This window comes from Bradyrhizobium sp. SZCCHNR1002, from assembly GCF_032381435.1.
Classification (GTDB): Bacteria; Pseudomonadota; Alphaproteobacteria; order Rhizobiales; family Xanthobacteraceae; genus Bradyrhizobium; species Bradyrhizobium aeschynomenes.
Map to the genome: position 1 here is coordinate 409,391 of NZ_JAUHIS010000003.1, position 17,132 is coordinate 426,522.

Consider the following 17,132-nt stretch of genomic DNA (forward strand, 5'->3'; position numbering starts at 1 on the left):
GTCTACTCGGCCGAGAGTGCTTCGATGGTGATGTTGCGGTTGGTGTAGACGCAGATGTCGGCGGCGATGTCGAGCGACTTGCGCACGATGCTCTCGGCGTCCTTGTCGGTGTCGATCAGCGCCCGCGCCGCCGCCAGCGCATAATTGCCGCCTGAGCCGATCGCCATCACGCCCGCTTCCGGCTCCAGCACGTCGCCGGTCCCGGTCAGCACCAGCGAGACCTCCTTGTCGGCGACGATCATCATCGCCTCCAGCCGGCGCAGATAGCGGTCGGTCCGCCAGTCCTTGGCGAGCTCGACGGCCGCCCGGGTCAGCTGCCCCGGATATTGCTCCAGCTTGCTCTCCAGCCGCTCGAACAGGGTAAACGCATCCGCCGTGGCACCGGCAAAGCCGCCGATCACGTCGCCCTTGCCGAGCTTGCGCACCTTGCGGGCGTTGGACTTGATCACGGTCTGGCCGATCGAGACCTGGCCGTCGCCACCCACGACCACCCTGCCCCCCTTGCGGACGGTCAGGATCGTAGTGCCGTGCCAGACGGTGGGCTCATGGGAAGATGCGTGCATGGAAAGTCCCTTGGGTTGATGGCCTGATTTAGGCGCTCAGGGCCCGGGATACAATTACCGCGTCCCTGCCCTGCCCGCGCCGGGCCTTGAAATCCGCTCACCATGGTCCGAGATCAGGCTCAGGGAGCGCCATCCCGCAGTAGCTAAGGTGTCATCCGCCTGATAAAAGGGCCGCGTTTTCAAGGGAAAGCTGACCCCATGCGTAGCGCGTCCATCAAGCGCAAGACCAAAGAGACCGACATCGAGGTGTCCGTGAACCTCGACGGCACCGGCGCCGTGAACATTGCGACCGGTATCGGCTTCTTCGATCACATGCTGGATCTGCTCGCCCGCCATTCCCGCATCGACATGACCGTCAAGGCGGTCGGCGACCTGCATATCGATTTCCACCACACCACCGAGGATGTCGGCATCGCCCTCGGCCAGGCCGTGCGCCAGGCGCTCGGCGACATGGCCGGCATCACTCGCTACGCCTCGATCCACATGCCGATGGACGAGACGCTGACCCGTGTCGTCATCGACGTCTCGGGCCGGCCGATGCTGGTGTTCCGCACGACCTTCGCCCGCGACAAGATCGGCGAGTTCGACACCGAGCTGGTGCGCGAATGGTTCAATGCGTTCGCGATGAACGCCGGCATCACCCTGCATGTCGAGACGCTGTACGGCGAGAACGCCCATCATATCGCCGAATCCTGCTTCAAGGGGCTGGCGCGGGCGTTGCGGACAGCGCTCGCGGTCGATCCGCGCAACCAGGGCGAAGTGCCATCCACCAAGGGTCAGCTCGGCGGCTGACCGCCTCCCCCAAGGGATTATCGACATGCCCGTCTATACGATCCACGCTCCCCTCGCCGCCGGGGCCGATCTGCGTTCGACGGATCGCTTCGTGTTCATCCGCGACGGCTTCCATTTCTGGGCCGCCGTGCTCGGCGCCGTCTGGCTGGCCTGGCACCGGCTGTGGCTCGCGATGCTCGGCTGGATCGTGCTGATGATCGTCGTCGACGTTTTGCTGGTCCGGATCGGGATCGGCGGCGGCACGATTGCGCTGGTCGATCTGCTGCTCGCGGTCCTGCTCGGGCTCGAAGCCTCCAGCCTCAAGCGCTGGAGCTACTCGCGCGGCAAATGGCGCCAGCTCGATGTCGTCGTGGCCGACGATCTCGACGCCGCCGAGCGCCGCTTCTTCGAGCGCTGGGCCGCAAGGCGCAGCGATCTCGGTTACGACAACTACACCGTTGATCGCGGCGCCGCACCGCCGACGCGTGACAACGGCAATGGACAGCATCCGCCGCCGCTGCCCCATGCCAGCATCATTGGCTTGTTCCCCGAACCCGGAGGTGGACGATGAGCGTCGCAATCATCGATTACGGCTCCGGCAATCTGCATTCCGCCGCGAAAGCGTTCGAGCGCGCCGCGCGCAGCATGGAAGATCCGCAGAAGGTCGTGGTCACCCGCGATCCCGACACGGTGTATCGCGCCGACCGCATCGTGCTGCCCGGCGTCGGCGCCTTCGCCGATTGCCGCCGCGGCCTCGACGCCGTCGACGGCATGCTGGAGGCGATGACCGAGGCCGTGCGCCACAAGGCGCGGCCGTTCTTCGGCATCTGCGTCGGCATGCAGCTGATGGCGACGCGCGGCAAGGAGCACGTCACCACCGACGGCTTCGATTGGGTCTCCGGCGACGTCGAGAAGATCACGCCACGCGACGAGAGCCTGAAGATCCCGCATATGGGCTGGAACACGCTCGACGTGCTCAGGGAACATCCGGTGCTGGAGAAGCTGCCGCTCGGGCCGAACGGGCTGCACGCTTATTTCGTGCACTCCTATCACCTCAATGCCGTCAACGAGAACGAGGTGCTGGCGCGCGCCGATTATGGTGGGCCGATCACCGCCATCGTGGGCAAGGACACCGCCATCGGCACGCAATTCCACCCCGAGAAGAGCCAGCGGTTCGGTCTCGCTTTGATTTCCAACTTCCTGAAATGGAAGCCGTGAGCGCCGTCTCCTGTTCGCCTGAAGAGGCGGGCAGGGCGCGCTCTTGAGAGACACCAGACATGATTCTGTTTCCTGCCATCGATCTGAAGAACGGCCAGTGCGTGCGCCTGGAGCAAGGCGACATGGCGCGCGCCACCGTGTTCAACCTCGATCCCGCCGCCCAGGCCAAGAGCTTCGCCGACCAGGGCTTTGAATATCTCCACGTCGTCGATCTCGACGGCGCCTTCGCCGGCAAGCCGATGAACGCGCAGGCGGTCGAGGCGATGCTGAAGGTCGTGAAGATGCCGGTGCAGCTCGGCGGCGGCATCCGCGATCTCAAGACGGTCGAGGCCTGGCTCGGCAAGGGCATCACCCGTGTCATCATCGGCACTGCCGCGGTGCGCGACCCCGAGCTGGTGAAGACGGCTGCGAAGACTTTTCCCGGCCGTGTCGCCGTTGGCCTCGATGCGCGCGACGGCAAGGTCGCGGTGGAAGGCTGGGCCGAGACGTCCGAAGTCACCGCGCTCGATATCGCCAAGCGGTTCGAGGACGCGGGCGTCGCGGCGATCATCTTTACCGACATCGCGCGCGATGGTTTGCTGAAGGGTTTGAATCTCGACGCCACGATCGCGCTCGGCGACGCCATCTCGATCCCCGTGATCGCCTCCGGCGGCCTCGCCTCGATCGACGACGTCAAGGCGATGCTCACACCTCGCGCCGGGAAGCTCGAAGGCGCCATCGCCGGCCGTGCGCTCTATGATGGGCGGCTGGATCCGGCGGAAGCGCTGGCGCTGATCCGCGCGGCGCGCGGGTAAGGGAGAACAGCATGTTCAAGGTCCGCGTCATTCCCTGCCTCGACGTCAAGGACGGACGGGTGGTCAAGGGCGTCAACTTCGTCAACCTGCGCGACGCCGGTGATCCGGTGGAGGCGGCGATCGCCTACGACGCCGCCGGCGCCGACGAGCTCTGCTTCCTCGACATCACCGCGACCCACGAGAATCGCGGCATCATGCTCGACGTCGTCCGCCGCACGGCGGAAGCCTGCTTCATGCCGGTCACGGTCGGCGGCGGCGTCCGCACCATCGACGATATCAAGACCCTGCTGCGCTCCGGCGCCGACAAGGTCTCGATCAACTCGGCGGCAGTGGCGCGGCGCGAGTTCGTCAAGGAAGCCGCCGAGAAGTTCGGCGAGCAGTGCATCGTGGTGGCGATCGACGCCAAGTCGGTGCCACGGGCGGGGGGCGGGTCGCGCTGGGAGATCTTCACCCATGGCGGCCGCAAGACGACCGGCATCGATGCGATCGAATATGCCCAGGAAGTGGTTTCTCTCGGCGCCGGCGAAATCCTGCTGACCTCGATGGACCGCGACGGCACCCGGCAGGGGTTCGACCTGCCGCTGACGCGGGCGGTGGCCGACAGCGTGCCCGTCCCGGTGATTGCCTCCGGCGGCGTCGGCAATCTCGATCATCTGGTCGACGGCATCCGGCAGGGCAGGGCGACCGCGGTGCTCGCCGCCTCGATCTTCCATTTCGGGGAATTTACCATCCGGCAGGCCAAGGAGCACATGGTGCGCCAGGGCCTGCCGATGCGGCTCGATCCCTGACGACATTGCGCCGCAAAAATGTTAGATGAACGCGGATCCGGCCGCATTGGGCGGATCCTGCGTTCCGAGTCCTGGCTCGAGTCCTGGCTGATGTCCCGCTTCACGCTTCACGATCTGGCTGCCATCATCGACGCGCGCGCCGCGGCCGATGGTGAGACGTCCTATACGCGCAAGCTGCTCGACAAGGGTCCGGCGCAATGCGCCAAGAAGATGGGCGAGGAGGCGGTCGAGACGGTCATCGCCGCCGTCGGCACCGACCGCGAGCATCTGATCTCCGAAAGCGCCGATCTGCTGTTTCATTTGTTGGTGCTTTTGAAGTCGCGCGACGTCCGGCTCGAGGAGGTCGAGGCGGCGCTCGGCAAGCGGACCGGTCAATCGGGGCTGGAAGAAAAGGCGTCGCGCAAGACGGAGTAGGGCGCGACGGCGGGGGAAACGAAGGGCAGCGTCATGGATATGCGCACCACCGAACAACAATATAATCCGTACCGCGTCTTCACCCGCCAGCAATGGGCCGAGTTGCGCAACGATACGCCGATGACCTTGGAGCCCGGCGAGTTCTCGAAACTGCGCTCGATGCACGACCGCCTCGATCTGCAGGAGGTGGAGGACATCTACCTGCCGCTGTCGCGCTTGCTGTCGATGTATGTCGATGCGGCGCAGCGGCTGTACTACGCGCAGCGCCAGTTCCTTGGCATCCGCGACCGCAAGATGCCCTACATCATCGGCGTCGCCGGCTCGGTCTCGGTCGGCAAATCCACCACCGCACGCGTGCTGCAGGCGCTGCTGACGCGCTGGTCGCCGCGGCCGAAGGTCGATCTCATCACCACCGACGGTTTTCTGTTTCCGAACGCCGTGCTCGAACGGCAGGGCCTGATGCAGAAGAAGGGCTTTCCGGAGAGCTACGACAAGGCACGGCTGCTCGCCTTCCTCTCCGACATCAAGGCCGGCCGCCATCCGGTGCGCGCGCCGGTCTACTCGCATCTCAGCTACGACATCGTGCCCAATCAGTGGACCGAGATCGACCAGCCGGACATCCTGATCGTCGAGGGCGTCAACGTGCTGCAGACCGGGCCGCTGCCGCGTGACGGCAAGGCGGTGCCCGTGGTGTCGGACTTCTTCGATTTCTCGGTCTACATCGACGCCGACGAGGCGGTGCTGCGCAAATGGTACGTGAAGCGCTTCCTGTCCTTGCGCGACACCGCATTCCACGATCCGCGTTCCTACTTCAACCGCTACGCGCTGTTGTCGGACGAAGAGGCCATCGCGACGGCGATCGCGATCTGGGAGCGCACCAACCTCGCCAATCTCGAAGACAACATCCTGCCGACACGCCCCCGCGCGACCTTGATCCTGAAGAAGGGCGCGGACCACGAGATCGAGACGGTGGCGCTGCGGCGGTTGTGAGTTCGCCGTGTAGCTGCACAAACTTCGCGACTTGTCGCGGGCCGAATAGTCTCTCCGTCATTCCGGGGCGCGCGAAGCGCGAGCCCGGAATCCATAACCACAATCGGTCATGTGAACCGAGCTGCTCGTGGCCAAGGTCTTCAACAAAGAGCGGCCTGTGGCTATGGATTCCGAGCTCATTCGAGCTGCTTCAAAATGGCTGCGCCATTTTGCGCGCGAATGCCCCGGAATGACCCGGGGAGAGAGCTTGCCTTGCGTATGCCCACTTACTGCCCGGCTTATTAGGCTTGCGCGGCGCAACCTCTCCCCGCCCTTTTGCGGGGAGAGGTCGGATTGCGCAGCAATCCGGGTGAGGGGCATGGCACATACGCAGCCGCGTCGCAGGTCCAACGGACGGGCAGTGCTGCACTGAGCGGCAGATATTTGGCACCACCCGTGTGGCTGCCCCTCACCCCGACCCTCTCCCCGTGAAGAACGGGGAGAGGGAGCACACCTCCCGTGCTACAAACTGATAACTATGCCGCCACCTGCCGTGCGGCCGCCAGATTGGCCAGTGCCTCGTCCAGCTTGTCGCGGTCGATCGGCTTGACCAGGAAGCCGTCCATGCCCGCCTCGAAGCAGGCATAGCGATCCTCGACCAGCGTGTTCGCCGTGAGCGCCAGGATCGGCGTGCGGCGGCCGGGCTCACTGGCCTCGAGCGCCCGAATGCGCTTGGCGGCAGCGATACCGTCGAGCTTGGGCATCTGCACATCCATCAGGATCAGGTCGTAAGGCGTGCCGGCCGAACGTGCCGCGAGCCAGGAATCGAGCGCGGCCTCGCCATGCACGGCGATGTCGGCATGATGCCCGAGCTTGGTCAGCAGCGAGCGCATCAGCAGCGCATTGATGTCGTTGTCCTCGGCCACGAGAATCGACAGGCCCGCGCCGGCGCGCGCCGCAATCGGCGGCGCGATCATCGGAACGGGATCGTCGATCAGCGCCGAGGCGGCGCCATCGGCGTCAAATCCGACACGCGCAGCAAGCGATGCGGCCCGCAGCGGTTTCACCAGATAGAAGTTGAACGGGGCGGTCGGCGCCAGCTCGTGGCGGCTCACCGGCGTCACCAGGACGATCAGCCGCGTCGTATGACGCTGCGCCGTCATGCCGAGGCCGCGCGCCGTCTCGCTGCCGATGGCATCATCCACCAGCACGGCGTGCCAGGCCCGCTCGGGCAGCAGCGCCTCGGCGACCTCGGTCTCGGCGACGAGACAGGTCTGCGCGCCCCAGTTCTGCAGGCGCCGCTCGATCAGCTCGGCCTGCAGGCCGGGCGGCGCGATCAGCATGATCGACTGTCCGGTCAGGTCGGGCCCGCGAAAACTGTTCTGCTCGCCGCGCTCCAGCGCCGCCGGCAGCGGCACGGAAACCTCGAAGGTCGAGCCGGCGCCGAGCTCGCTCTGCAGGCTGATCCGGCCCCCCATCCGCTTGACGATGCGGTCGGAGATCGCCAGCCCAAGGCCAGTGCCGCCGAAGCTGCGCGCGACGCTGTCGTCGGCCTGCTCGAACTCGCGGAAGATGCGCTCCTGTGCCTCGGCGGCGATGCCGATGCCGGTGTCGCGCACCTGGAAGCTGATCTCGTTCGGCCAAATGCCGGGCTCGGCGATGACAGCGACGCCGCCATTGCTCGTGAACTTGATCGCATTGCCGGCTAGGTTGAGCAGCACCTGGCGCAGCCGCGCGGCATCGCCGGTCACCCAGGTCGGCAGCCGCTCATCCATGTAGGCCGCAATTTCCAGCTGCTTGGCTTGGGCGCGCGGCGCCAGCAGCTCGGTGATCTCCTCGATCAGCGCGGCAAGCGAGAACGGCTGCGCCTCCAGCGCCAGCTTGCCGGCCTCGATCTTGGAATAGTCGAGCAGCTCGTCGATCAGCGACATCAGCGCTTCGCCGGATGTGCGCACCGCCTTGGCGTAGGTGGTCTGCTCCGGCGTGAGCTGAGTCTCAAGCAGCAGCCCGCTCATGCCGAGGATGCCGTTGAGAGGCGTGCGGATCTCGTGGCTCGCCATCGCCAGGAAACGCGACTTGGCGCGGTTGGCCGCATTGGCCTGATCGCGGGCGTCGGCGAGCGCGCGCTCGGTCTCCGTGCGGTCGGTGACGTCACGGCCGACACATTGCAGCACGGCGGGGTGTCCGGCGTCGGAGCGCACCAGCGCCTCGCGCCAGGCGATCCAGCGCGGCCCGATCGCGCTCTCGATGCGCTGGTCGTGCACGCGCGTTCCGCTGGGCTCCAGCGCGCTGTCGCCCTGCTCGATCAGCGCGAAGGCGAAGCGGCTGCCGACCAGGTTCTCGCGATCGAGACCGGCCATCTGGCAATAGGCGTCGTTGACGAAGATGATGCTGCCGTCCTGCTCGCGCATCACGATGAGGTCACCCTGCTGCTCGAACAGATTGCGCGCGCGCTGCTCGGCCTCCTGCAGCTCCCAATTCCGGTCGGCCAGCACCTCGTTGTGGAGCGCGATCTTCTGAAACTTCTTCGCGACGAAGCGCAGCCGCATGCTCAGCGTGGCCAGGCCGACGCAGGCGAGCGCGAACAGGAAGCTCGCGCCGATCGCAAAGGTGTGCGGATTGTAGCCGGAATTCTCGGAGATGCTGGCCTTGATGAAGCCGTAGGCGCCGCCGAAGCCGGCGGAGAAGATCATCAGCGAGCGCAGGATCGCGACGATGGTGCGATGACGGCGTATGAACCGGCGCAGGCGCAGCCTGATGCGAAAAAACGGTCCCATGTCCATCTCCCCCGGTGCCGTCGATCCCATGTCGTGGCCGACCCGCACCATGCGGCGTCGGTATTGCCGAGACTTTGAAAGGTCATGCAGGCCCGACCTGGCGCTGCAGAGATGGTGAACCGGGCGTTAGCCCGGCTCACAGAACCGGGTTGGCCGGCGACGATGCGTGGCCACGGGCCGCGACGATCAGCGCGGCGGCCTCTCTTGCCGTGGTGCGGCTGGAGCGGACGTAGATGCGATAGTCGAAATCGCCGTCGGCCGCGGCGTCGACGCTGAGATAGATGCGCGGCGCACCCGGAAGCGGATCGGCGGCGATTGCCACGAGCTGCGTTGCGGCGCTGATGCGGCAGCCCCGATCCTCCCTCGCGGGAGCATCGTCGACCACGACGAAATCCGCCGTCTCCGGACGCTCCGCCAGCGCCACGCGGACGGTGGCCAGCGCGGGATCGTCGGTGAAGTCGACATGGAGATCGGCGGGATAGGGCGCGGAGCCGAGCGAGACGGTGTCGGCACCGACGGCAATGCAGGGCTGCGGGGAGGGCGCCAATTCGAGCTTGGCAACAACCGCTGCCGCGATCAGCGGCACGGCCGACACGAGGACCTTGAAACGCAACATGACACGCACCGACGCGGAAGGCCTGATGACGAAACGCGGGCCTTATGGTTGTCGGAGCGTAAAGAGAAGTCGTTACCAGAGTGTTGAAAAAGACGAGGCGTTCACGCCGCATGGCGATTGTCTTCCGCCAGCGCGCGATACGACAGCGCCTCCGCCAGATGCAGCCGGCCGATGGTCTCGACATGGTCCAGATCGGCCAGGGTGCGGGCGACGCGCAGCACGCGGTGATATCCGCGCGCCGACAGGCGCATCGTCTCGGCGGCCTCGCGCAGCAGCTTCTGGCCCGGCGCATCGAGCTTGGCGATCTCGTCGAGCACGGCGGCGGGCGCCTCGGCGTTGGTCCTGATCTGCGGCAGGCCCGCTTTGACATAGCGGGCGCGCTGCAGGTCGCGCGCGGCGGCGACGCGGGCGGCGACCTCGGCGGAGCCTTCCTTCGACGGCGGCAGGATCAGGTCCGCGGCCGTGACGGCCGGCACCTCGATGCGCAGATCGATGCGGTCCATCAGCGGGCCGGAGATGCGCATCTGATAGTCCGACGTGCAGCGGTCGATGCGGCCGCGCTTGCAGGCATAGCCGGGCTCGAACGCCTTGCCGCAGCGGCACGGATTCATCGCGGCGACCAGCATGAAGCGGGCAGGGTAGGTGACGCGGTGGTTGGCGCGCGAGATCGAGACCTCGCCATTCTCCAGCGGCTGGCGCAGCGAATCCAGCACGCGCGGATCGAACTCCGGCAGCTCGTCGAGAAACAGCACGCCCTGATGCGCCAGCGAGATCTCGCCGGGCCGCGCGCGCAGGCCGCCGCCGGTCAGCGCCGCCATGCTCGCGGAATGATGCGGGCTGCGGAACGGCCGCCGGTTGGTCAGCGCGCCGCCCTCGATCTCGCCGGCGACCGAGGCGATCATCGAGACTTCCAGCAGCTCGGCCGGCGACAGCGGCGGCAGGATCGACGGCAGCCGCGCCGCCAGCATCGACTTGCCGGCGCCGGGCGAGCCGATCATCAGCAGATGATGCCCGCCGGCGGCGGCGATCTCGAGCGCGCGCTTGCCGCTCTCCTGGCCCTTGATGTCGCGCAGGTCGAGCAGGCTGGCGGGTGCCTCCTGGATTTTCGGCTGCGGCCGCGACAGCACCTGCGTGCCCTTGAAATGATTGGCGATCTGGATCAGCGACGTCGCCGCGATGATCTGCAGGTCCGGGCTCGCCCATGCCGCCTCGGCGCCGCAGGCCGCCGGGCAGATCAATCCTTCCTCGCGCGCATTGGCGCCGATCGCCGCCGGCAGCACGCCCGCCACCGGCGCGATCGAGCCGTCGAGCCCGAGCTCGCCGAGCACCGTGAAGCCGCTGAGCGCATCCGGCGGAATCGCCCCGATCGCGGCCATCAGCCCGAGCGCGATCGGCAGATCGTAATGGCTGCCTTCCTTGGGCACGTCGGCAGGCGCCAGATTGACGGTGATCCGCCGCGCCGGCAGCGCCAGCCCCGAGGCGATCAGCGCCGAGCGCACCCGCTCGCGCGCCTCCGACACCGCCTTGTCCGGCAGCCCGACGATCGCGAATGCCGGCAGGCCGGGTGCAACCTGGACCTGCACGTCGACCGCGCGGGCCTCGATCCCCTCGAAGGCAACGGTGGAAACGCGCTGGACCATGATGCCCCTCCCGCCCGAGAGGCTAGCGGAAGCGGGCGATATCCGCAAGAACAATACGGGAACATAGGGGCCGCTTGGCGAGGCAATCCATTAACGACGGCCCTGTGCAGCCTCCTGCGACCGCACTGAGCTTAACGCCCCTTTAGTCCGGCCTTCGCATTCTTTCGCAAATTGCTGATCGACCTGCGCCCGATCACAGCGACGGGTGCCGACAAGAAGAGATGTGTGATGCCCCCAGCGCCTTCGGCCGCTCCGGCCGCCAAGTCGCCCGCCGCCAAGTCGCCCGCCGTCGAGGCGCGGACGGTGTCCGAGCTCGCCACCGACATTCTGCGACGCACGACGAGCCTGTTCCTGGCCGGGCCGCGGCCGGCGCCCGCCGAGCAGCTCGATCTCTACGACCAGATGTTCGCCCGCCTGATGCCCCAGGTGGCGACCGACGTGCTGGCCGAGCTGAGCATGGCGCTCGCCGGCGTCGAGCGCGCGCCTTACGGCACCGCGCGGCTGCTGGCGGTTCATCCGGAGCTGCGTGTCGCCGGGCCGATGCTGGCGAAGGCACAGGTCCTGACCGAGCGCGACCTTGCCGAGTTCATCAGGAGCTCGAGCCCGGCGCATCTGGTTGCGATCGCCGCCCGCCGGGGCATCGGCGACAGCCTCACGACACAGCTGATCGCGCGCGGCTTTCCGCCGGTGCGCATGGCGCTGGCGCAGAACCTGACCGCGAAACTGTCCGAGGACGGCTATCGCAGCCTGTTCAAGATCGCCGAGCGCGACGAGGATCTCGCCGAGAAGCTGGCGCTGCGCAACGATCTGCCGGCCAAGCTGTCGCGCGCCTTCGTCGCCGCCGCGAGCGAGGGCGCCCGCACCCGCTTCATCAAGGCGGCGCCGCCCGCCACCCGCGCCACGCTGCAGGCTGCTCCGACACGCTCGGCCGGCGCGGCGATGCGCGCGATCTGGGATTACGAGCAGGTCAAGGCCGAGGTCGCCACGCTCAACCGCAGCGGCAAGCTCGGCGACTCCGCCGTCAACCGCTTCTGCGTGACCGGCGATTTCCCCGCGGTGATCGCGGCGCTGGCGCTGCTCTGCGTAGTCTCGATCGAGACGATCGAATCGCTGTTGCAGGAGGATCGCCTCACGGACCTGCTGCTCGCCTGCAAGGCGGCGCGGCTCAGCTGGGCGACCACCGCCATGATCCTGCGCGCCCGACCGAGCTGCGACGCGATCGCGGCCGACGATCTCGACGAGGCGCGCAAGCGCTTCGAGAAGCTCGCGCTGTCGGAAGCGCAGTGGAAGGTGCGCGGGCTCGAAGCCGGCTGAGCACGAAGCGGCTGCGTCAGCCCGGCGGCGTCGACGGGTAGGTCGTGAAGTCGATCTTGAACATCGCCGGATCGAGCTTCTTGGTGGTGTCGAGATTGTAGACGGCGACCGTCGTGTCGTAGCCCTGCGGATCGGTCACGGTCCACTGCTTGAGCTGGCCGTCCTTGGCGCCGAGCATCAGCATCAGCCGGCTGGTGCCGATCAGCGCCTGCTTTTCCTCGATCGTGATCGTGACGTAGAGATCGTCGGCGGCGACGGCGATCACGTTGGTGTCCTTCAGCAGGTCGATGCGGTCCGACAACAGATAGCGCAACGGCGTCTGCGAGAGCGGATAGACGTCCTGGGTCGCCAGCTTGCGGTCGCGGACGACCAGCGACGAGCCGTCGGCCACGATGTCGATCGGCGTCGGCGGATCATATTCGAAGCGCACCTTGCCCGGCTTCTGGATGTAGAAATCGCCCTTGGTCTTGCTGCCGTCGGGGCCGACCTGGACGAAGTTCCCGACCAGCGTCTGCAGCGACGACAGATAGGCACTGACCTTGGCGGCCTGCGCCTTCTGGTTGGCGTCGAACGAGGTGAAGATGCTGGCCGGCACGTTGCGCCGCGGATCGGGAATGACCGGGTTGGGCGGCACGGTCTGGGTGGTCGTCTGACCGCCGCGCTGCTGCTCGGAGGCGCTGAGCTGGGAGCCGCTCTTCGCCGCGGATTTCGGGGCCGGCGTGGTCTGGGCGGTCGCGTGGCCGGCGACGCCGGTCAGGGCGCTGGCCGCAACGGCGCAGGCCATCAGCCGGGCGGACAGGCGGCGTCCGGGCGGAAGCGAAAAGGGGTTGTTCAACAAGGGGCTTTTCAAAACGACGTCCTGATTCTTACGCGTTTCTATCGTGGTTCGGTCGGTCAGCGTGATCGTAATTGCGTGAAGTTACGACCTGGAAACGGCAGATCTGGGACCAAAGGGCGCCGTCAGAACCCGCCTTCCTCCTCGGGCACCAGGATCTCGCGCTTGCCGGCGTGGTTGGCCTGGCCGACGATGCCTTCCTGTTCCATGCGCTCCATCAGCGAAGCGGCCTTGTTATAGCCGATCTGCAGCCGGCGCTGAATGTAGCTGGTGGAGGCCTTGCGGTCGCGTTTGACCACGGCGACCGCCTGGGAGAACAGGTCGTCGCCCCCGCCGCCGCCCATGCCGGTGGCGTCGAACACCGCGCCGTCCTCCTCGCTCGGTTCCTCGGCGGTGACCGCCTCGAGATATTCCGGCGAGCCCTGCGCCTTGAGGTGGCGCACCACCTTCTCGACCTCCTCGTCGGAGCAGAACGGGCCGTGCACGCGGCTGATGCGGCCGCCGCCGGCCATGTAGAGCATGTCGCCTTGGCCGAGCAGCTGCTCGGCGCCCATCTCGCCGAGAATGGTGCGGCTGTCGATCTTCGACGTCACCTGGAAGGAGATACGGGTCGGGAAGTTCGCCTTAATGGTGCCGGTGATGACGTCGACCGACGGACGCTGCGTCGCCAGGATGACGTGCAGGCCGGCGGCGCGCGCCATCTGCGCGAGGCGCTGCACCGTGCCCTCGATGTCCTTGCCGGCGACCATCATCAGGTCGGCCATCTCGTCGACGATGATGACGATGTAGGGCAGGGGATCGAGGTCGAGCTTCTCCTCCTCGTAGATCGCCTTGCCGGTCTCCTTGTCGAAGCCGGTATGGACGGTGCGCGTCAGCTCCTCGCCCTTGTTGCGGGCTTCCGCGAGGCGCGCATTGTAGCCGTCGATGTTGCGCACGCCGAGCTTGGCCATCTTCTTGTAGCGCTCCTCCATCTCGCGCACGGCCCATTTCAGCGCGACGACGGCCTTCTTCGGGTCGGTCACGACGGGCGTCAGCAGATGGGGAATGCCGTCATAGACGGAGAGTTCGAGCATCTTCGGGTCGACCATGATCAGCCGGCACTGGTCGGGCCGCAGGCGATAGACCAGGCTGAGGATCATAGTGTTGATGGCGACCGACTTGCCCGAGCCGGTGGTGCCGGCGATCAGCATGTGCGGGGTGCGGGCGAGGTCGATGATGATGGATTCGCCGCCGATGTTCTTGCCGAGGCAGAGCGGCAGCTTGGCGACGCTCTCCGTCGCCTCCTTGGCCACCAAGAGCTCGCGCAGATAGACCTTCTCGCGATGCACGTTGGGCAGCTCGATGCCGATGGCGTTGCGGCCGGGCACGACGGCGACGCGCGCCGACAGCGCGCTCATCGAGCGCGCGATGTCGTCGGCGAGGCCGATCACGCGCGACGACTTGATGCCGGGCGCCGGCTCCAGCTCGTACAGCGTGACGACCGGGCCGGGATGCGCCTTGACGATCTCGCCGCGCACGCCGAAATCCTGCAGCACGCCTTCCAGCGCGCGCGAATTGGCCTCCAGCTCGCTCTTCGACAGCGGCTGGCGATCGGAGGATTTCGGCGCCGCCAGCATCGAGACCGACGGCAGGTCGTATTTGTCGTTGGACTTTTTGGCAGGAGTCTTCGGCGCCGGCTTCTTGCGCGACTTCGGAGCAGGCTCCTCCTCCTCTTCGTCCTCCTCGTCTTCGCCGGCCTCTTCCTCCTCGCCCTCGTCTCCGTCCATCTCGGGCGCGAGCGTCGGCTTCTTCTGGCCGCGCGCCAGGCTCGGCTCCTGCCGGCCGGCCGCGGCCGTGCGCGGCTGCGGGCCGGAGGAGACCAGCGCGCGATAGGCCGTCGAGAGGAACCAGCCGATCTGTGCCTTGGCGCTCATGATCGCGTGGAACACCCAGCCCAGCCGGATCGCCTTGCGATCGTCGTCATCCTCGGGGTCGGACAGCGGCGTATCATCCTCCTCGTCGGCAAGCAGGCTCGGATCGGCGTCCTTCGCGCCCATGCCGCCGGCCACCAGCAGGCAGCCGATCATCGCGACCAGCAGCAGCGTGCCGAGCACGAGGCGGTAGATCAGGCCGGGCGGTCCGAACACCACGGCCGGCGCGCGTACCAGGGCATCGCCGACGACGCCGCCCAAACCGGTCGGCAGCGGCCAGGCATGCGAGCGCGGCCAGCAGCTGGCGAGGCCCGCGGCGATGACCGCGCCGAGAACCCAGGCGCCGAAGCGCAGCGCCTCGCGGTCGAACGGCCGGTGCGTCATCATCCGCCAGCCGCGGATCGCCAGCGGCAGGATCGCCATGATCGAGCCGAGGCCCAGGATCTGCATCAGCAGGTCGGCACTGATCGCGCCGGGATAGCCGACGATGTTGCGGATCGCGCGCGAGGTGGCGTGGGACAGGCTCGGGTCCTGCACCGACCAGGTCATCAGTGCCGCGGCGGCGACGCCGCACAGCGCGATCAGACAGAGGCCGGCGAGCTCGCGCAGCCGCCGCACCAGCGCCTCGCGCAGCGAGGTCGGCAGATGGTTGACCAGGGGAATGACTCGTTCGATCGCCGGCATCCGCATCCGCCCCGCGATTACCCCAACGTCTCGACCAGCCGGTGCAGCGCCTCGCCGGTCGAGGCGGCGTCAGCGACCAGCGCCAGCCGGATATAGCCGACGCCCGGATTGAAGCCGTTGGGTTGCAACCGCGCCAGATAGCTGCCGGGCACCACGCGCACGCCAGCGTCGCGATACAGCCTGACCGTCACCTCCTCGTCACCGCCGCGATCGGCGACGTCGAGCCAGACGCAGAAGCCGCCATCGGGTCTCCTGTAGCCGTAGCGGTTGCCGATGATCTGGTCGGCGAGATCGAACTTGGCGCGGTACAGCCGCCGGTTCTCCTCGACGTGATCCTCGTCCGCATAGGCGGCAACCGCGACGTGCTGCAGCGGCACCGGCACCTGCGGCGCGGCGACGTTGCGCAGCTCATGGAAGGCGGCGAGAAACTTGCGGTCGCCGGCGGCGAAGCCGATCCGCATGCCCGGCACGTTGGAGCGCTTCGACAGCGACTGGAACGCGACGACGTTGCTGTAGTCGGGCCCGGCATGCTCGAGCATGCTGCCGGGCGCCGCCTTCGTGTAGATCTCCGAATAGCATTCGTCGCTGAAGATCAGGAAGCCGAAGCGGTTGGCGAGCCGGACCAGCTTGCGCATGTAGTCCGCTGATGCCACGGATCCCTGCGGGTTCGCCGGCGTGGCGATGTAGAACGCGACCGTGCGCGCCAAGGTCGCCTCGTCGATCGCGTCGAGGTCCGGCAGGAAGCCGTTGTCGCGCGTCGTCGGCAGATAGACGGAGTCGCAGCCGGCGGTGCGGGCGCCGACGCCATACACCGGATAGAACGGGTTCGGCATCAGGATCGCGGGCTTGCCGCGGCGCGGGCCGACATGACGAAGCGCGGCATGCGCGGCGAAGAACAGGCCCTCGCGGCTGCCGTTCAGCACCAGGATTTCATGCTCGGGATCGACCGCGCGCGGCAGCGCGAATCGGCGCGCCAGCCAGCCGGCCGCCGCCTTGCGAAACGGCTCGATGCCCTTGGCGGCGGGATAGCGGCCGAAATCCGCGATGTGCTGCGCCAGCACCGGGCCGACGAAATCCGGCACCGGATGCTGCGGCTCGCCGACGGCGAGCGTGATCATCGGCTTGCCCGGCTGGTAGGGGGCGAGCAGCTCGTTCAGCCGCGCAAACGGCGAGCGTTCGCTCTCCGAATGGCTGGCGCCAGCGGGCGCGGGGGATGAAGCGGTCATTGCCATACGTAAAACGCGCGCCAAACCAGTGGAAGCCGCCGATCGCCCATGAACCGGTGCCGTTGCGGTCACCATAGGTGGGGCGAGGTTAAGACGCGATTAACCATCGGCGCTGCCGCCCGTTTTGATCGCTTTTCCTCGCCCGATCCAGAGGCAATTTCGCAACAGCGGCGGACATTGTGGTGATTCGGGCGCCGGCGGAGGGAACCGGTCGGGCGTCGGATAGGCCGGCAGCCGCGAGCGCGCTCTCCGATACAGCGCCCGCTCCCCTTGTGGGAGAGGGCATCAACGGCTTTTCCGCGCACGCGCTTGGGTGAGGGGTCTCTCTCCGCGCGCGTCACTCGTGGAGAGAAACCCCTCACCTAACCGCGCCTGCCGCACCCTCGTACATGCCCTCTCCCACACGGGGGCCCACACGGGGAGAGGGCGCATCTGCTGGCATCGCGTCAACTCGAAGAACGGGCGGCCCGGTGCGCCGGAATAAGCATGGGAATCTGCGCGCACCGGGCCTTGGCCGAACTACTTGGGGGCTTAGTTCGGATGCTCACCAGTTAGCACGATCGTTTTTCCGGCGTATTGCCGGTGTTCGTCGTTTTGTAGAATTTGATGTCGG

At 67.2% G+C, this 17,132-nt stretch carries 15 protein-coding genes; 8 read left to right on the forward strand and 7 right to left on the reverse strand.

Annotated elements, in window-relative coordinates; all coding sequences use genetic code 11:
- Positions 1 to 2: 2 nt before the first annotated feature.
- Positions 3 to 563, reverse strand: coding sequence for an ATP-dependent protease subunit HslV (gene hslV, locus QX108_RS18165; protein WP_006612664.1), 561 nt, complete (start codon positions 561 to 563; stop codon positions 3 to 5).
- Between the two features lie 198 nt (positions 564 to 761).
- On the opposite strand from hslV, the gene hisB reads away from it, so the two are divergent.
- The 7 genes from hisB to coaA all read left to right on the forward strand — a co-directional run bounded on the left by hisB (position 762) and on the right by coaA (position 5,538).
- Positions 762 to 1,355 carry an imidazoleglycerol-phosphate dehydratase HisB gene (hisB, locus tag QX108_RS18170; protein WP_315781047.1) on the forward strand — a complete coding sequence of 198 codons (594 nt, stop codon included), beginning with the start codon at positions 762 to 764 and terminating at the stop codon, positions 1,353 to 1,355.
- Between the two features lie 25 nt (positions 1,356 to 1,380).
- A complete protein-coding gene (locus QX108_RS18175) occupies positions 1,381 to 1,905 on the forward strand; it encodes a DUF2628 domain-containing protein (protein ID WP_172132602.1) in 525 nt (174 codons plus the stop codon).
- On the forward strand, positions 1,902 to 2,552 hold the full coding sequence (gene hisH, locus QX108_RS18180) for an imidazole glycerol phosphate synthase subunit HisH (RefSeq protein WP_315781050.1): 651 nt from the start codon (positions 1,902 to 1,904) through the stop codon (positions 2,550 to 2,552). The genes QX108_RS18175 and hisH overlap by 4 nt, the downstream gene beginning before the upstream one ends.
- A gap of 59 nt (positions 2,553 to 2,611) precedes the next feature.
- A complete protein-coding gene (hisA, locus tag QX108_RS18185; protein WP_315781052.1) occupies positions 2,612 to 3,346 on the forward strand; it encodes a 1-(5-phosphoribosyl)-5-[(5-phosphoribosylamino)methylideneamino]imidazole-4-carboxamide isomerase in 735 nt (244 codons plus the stop codon).
- An 11-nt stretch (positions 3,347 to 3,357) separates the two neighbouring features.
- Entirely contained in the window at positions 3,358 to 4,134 is a 777-nt protein-coding gene (hisF, locus tag QX108_RS18190) for an imidazole glycerol phosphate synthase subunit HisF (protein WP_315723304.1), read from the forward strand.
- Between the two features lie 90 nt (positions 4,135 to 4,224).
- Positions 4,225 to 4,548: a phosphoribosyl-ATP diphosphatase gene (locus tag QX108_RS18195; RefSeq protein WP_315723306.1), complete on the forward strand. Its 324-nt coding sequence runs from the start codon at positions 4,225 to 4,227 to the stop codon at positions 4,546 to 4,548.
- Between the two features lie 33 nt (positions 4,549 to 4,581).
- On the forward strand, positions 4,582 to 5,538 hold the full coding sequence (coaA, locus tag QX108_RS18200) for a type I pantothenate kinase (RefSeq protein ID WP_315723308.1): 957 nt from the start codon (positions 4,582 to 4,584) through the stop codon (positions 5,536 to 5,538).
- 515 nt (positions 5,539 to 6,053) lie between these two features.
- On the opposite strand, the gene QX108_RS18205 is transcribed toward coaA, so the two are convergent.
- The 3 genes from QX108_RS18205 to QX108_RS18215 form a co-directional block, all read right to left on the reverse strand.
- Positions 6,054 to 8,294, reverse strand: coding sequence for a PAS domain-containing hybrid sensor histidine kinase/response regulator (locus QX108_RS18205; RefSeq protein ID WP_315781055.1), 2,241 nt, complete (start codon positions 8,292 to 8,294; stop codon positions 6,054 to 6,056).
- Positions 8,295 to 8,430: 136 nt separating this feature from the next.
- Positions 8,431 to 8,910: a hypothetical protein gene (locus QX108_RS18210; protein ID WP_315781056.1), complete on the reverse strand. Its 480-nt coding sequence runs from the start codon at positions 8,908 to 8,910 to the stop codon at positions 8,431 to 8,433.
- Positions 8,911 to 9,011: 101 nt separating this feature from the next.
- The gene (locus QX108_RS18215) at positions 9,012 to 10,550 is read right to left on the reverse strand and encodes a YifB family Mg chelatase-like AAA ATPase (RefSeq protein WP_315781058.1); all 1,539 of its coding nucleotides are present in this window, start codon (positions 10,548 to 10,550) and stop codon (positions 9,012 to 9,014) included.
- Between the two features lie 228 nt (positions 10,551 to 10,778).
- Between QX108_RS18215 and QX108_RS18220 the strand changes: the two genes are divergently transcribed.
- Positions 10,779 to 11,864, forward strand: a complete 1,086-nt coding sequence (locus QX108_RS18220; protein WP_172132611.1) for a DUF2336 domain-containing protein — start codon at positions 10,779 to 10,781, stop codon at positions 11,862 to 11,864.
- A gap of 16 nt (positions 11,865 to 11,880) precedes the next feature.
- Here the strand turns inward: QX108_RS18220 and QX108_RS18225 are convergent, their stop codons facing one another.
- The 3 genes from QX108_RS18225 to QX108_RS18235 all read right to left on the reverse strand — a co-directional run bounded on the left by QX108_RS18225 (position 11,881) and on the right by QX108_RS18235 (position 16,525).
- A complete protein-coding gene (locus QX108_RS18225) occupies positions 11,881 to 12,648 on the reverse strand; it encodes an outer membrane lipoprotein carrier protein LolA (RefSeq protein ID WP_315726535.1) in 768 nt (255 codons plus the stop codon).
- Positions 12,649 to 12,824: 176 nt separating this feature from the next.
- On the reverse strand, positions 12,825 to 15,299 hold the full coding sequence (locus QX108_RS18230; RefSeq protein ID WP_315781061.1) for a DNA translocase FtsK: 2,475 nt from the start codon (positions 15,297 to 15,299) through the stop codon (positions 12,825 to 12,827).
- Positions 15,300 to 15,310: 11 nt separating this feature from the next.
- On the reverse strand, positions 15,311 to 16,525 hold the full coding sequence (locus QX108_RS18235) for an aminotransferase class I/II-fold pyridoxal phosphate-dependent enzyme (protein WP_315781063.1): 1,215 nt from the start codon (positions 16,523 to 16,525) through the stop codon (positions 15,311 to 15,313).
- Positions 16,526 to 17,132 lie beyond the last annotated feature (607 nt).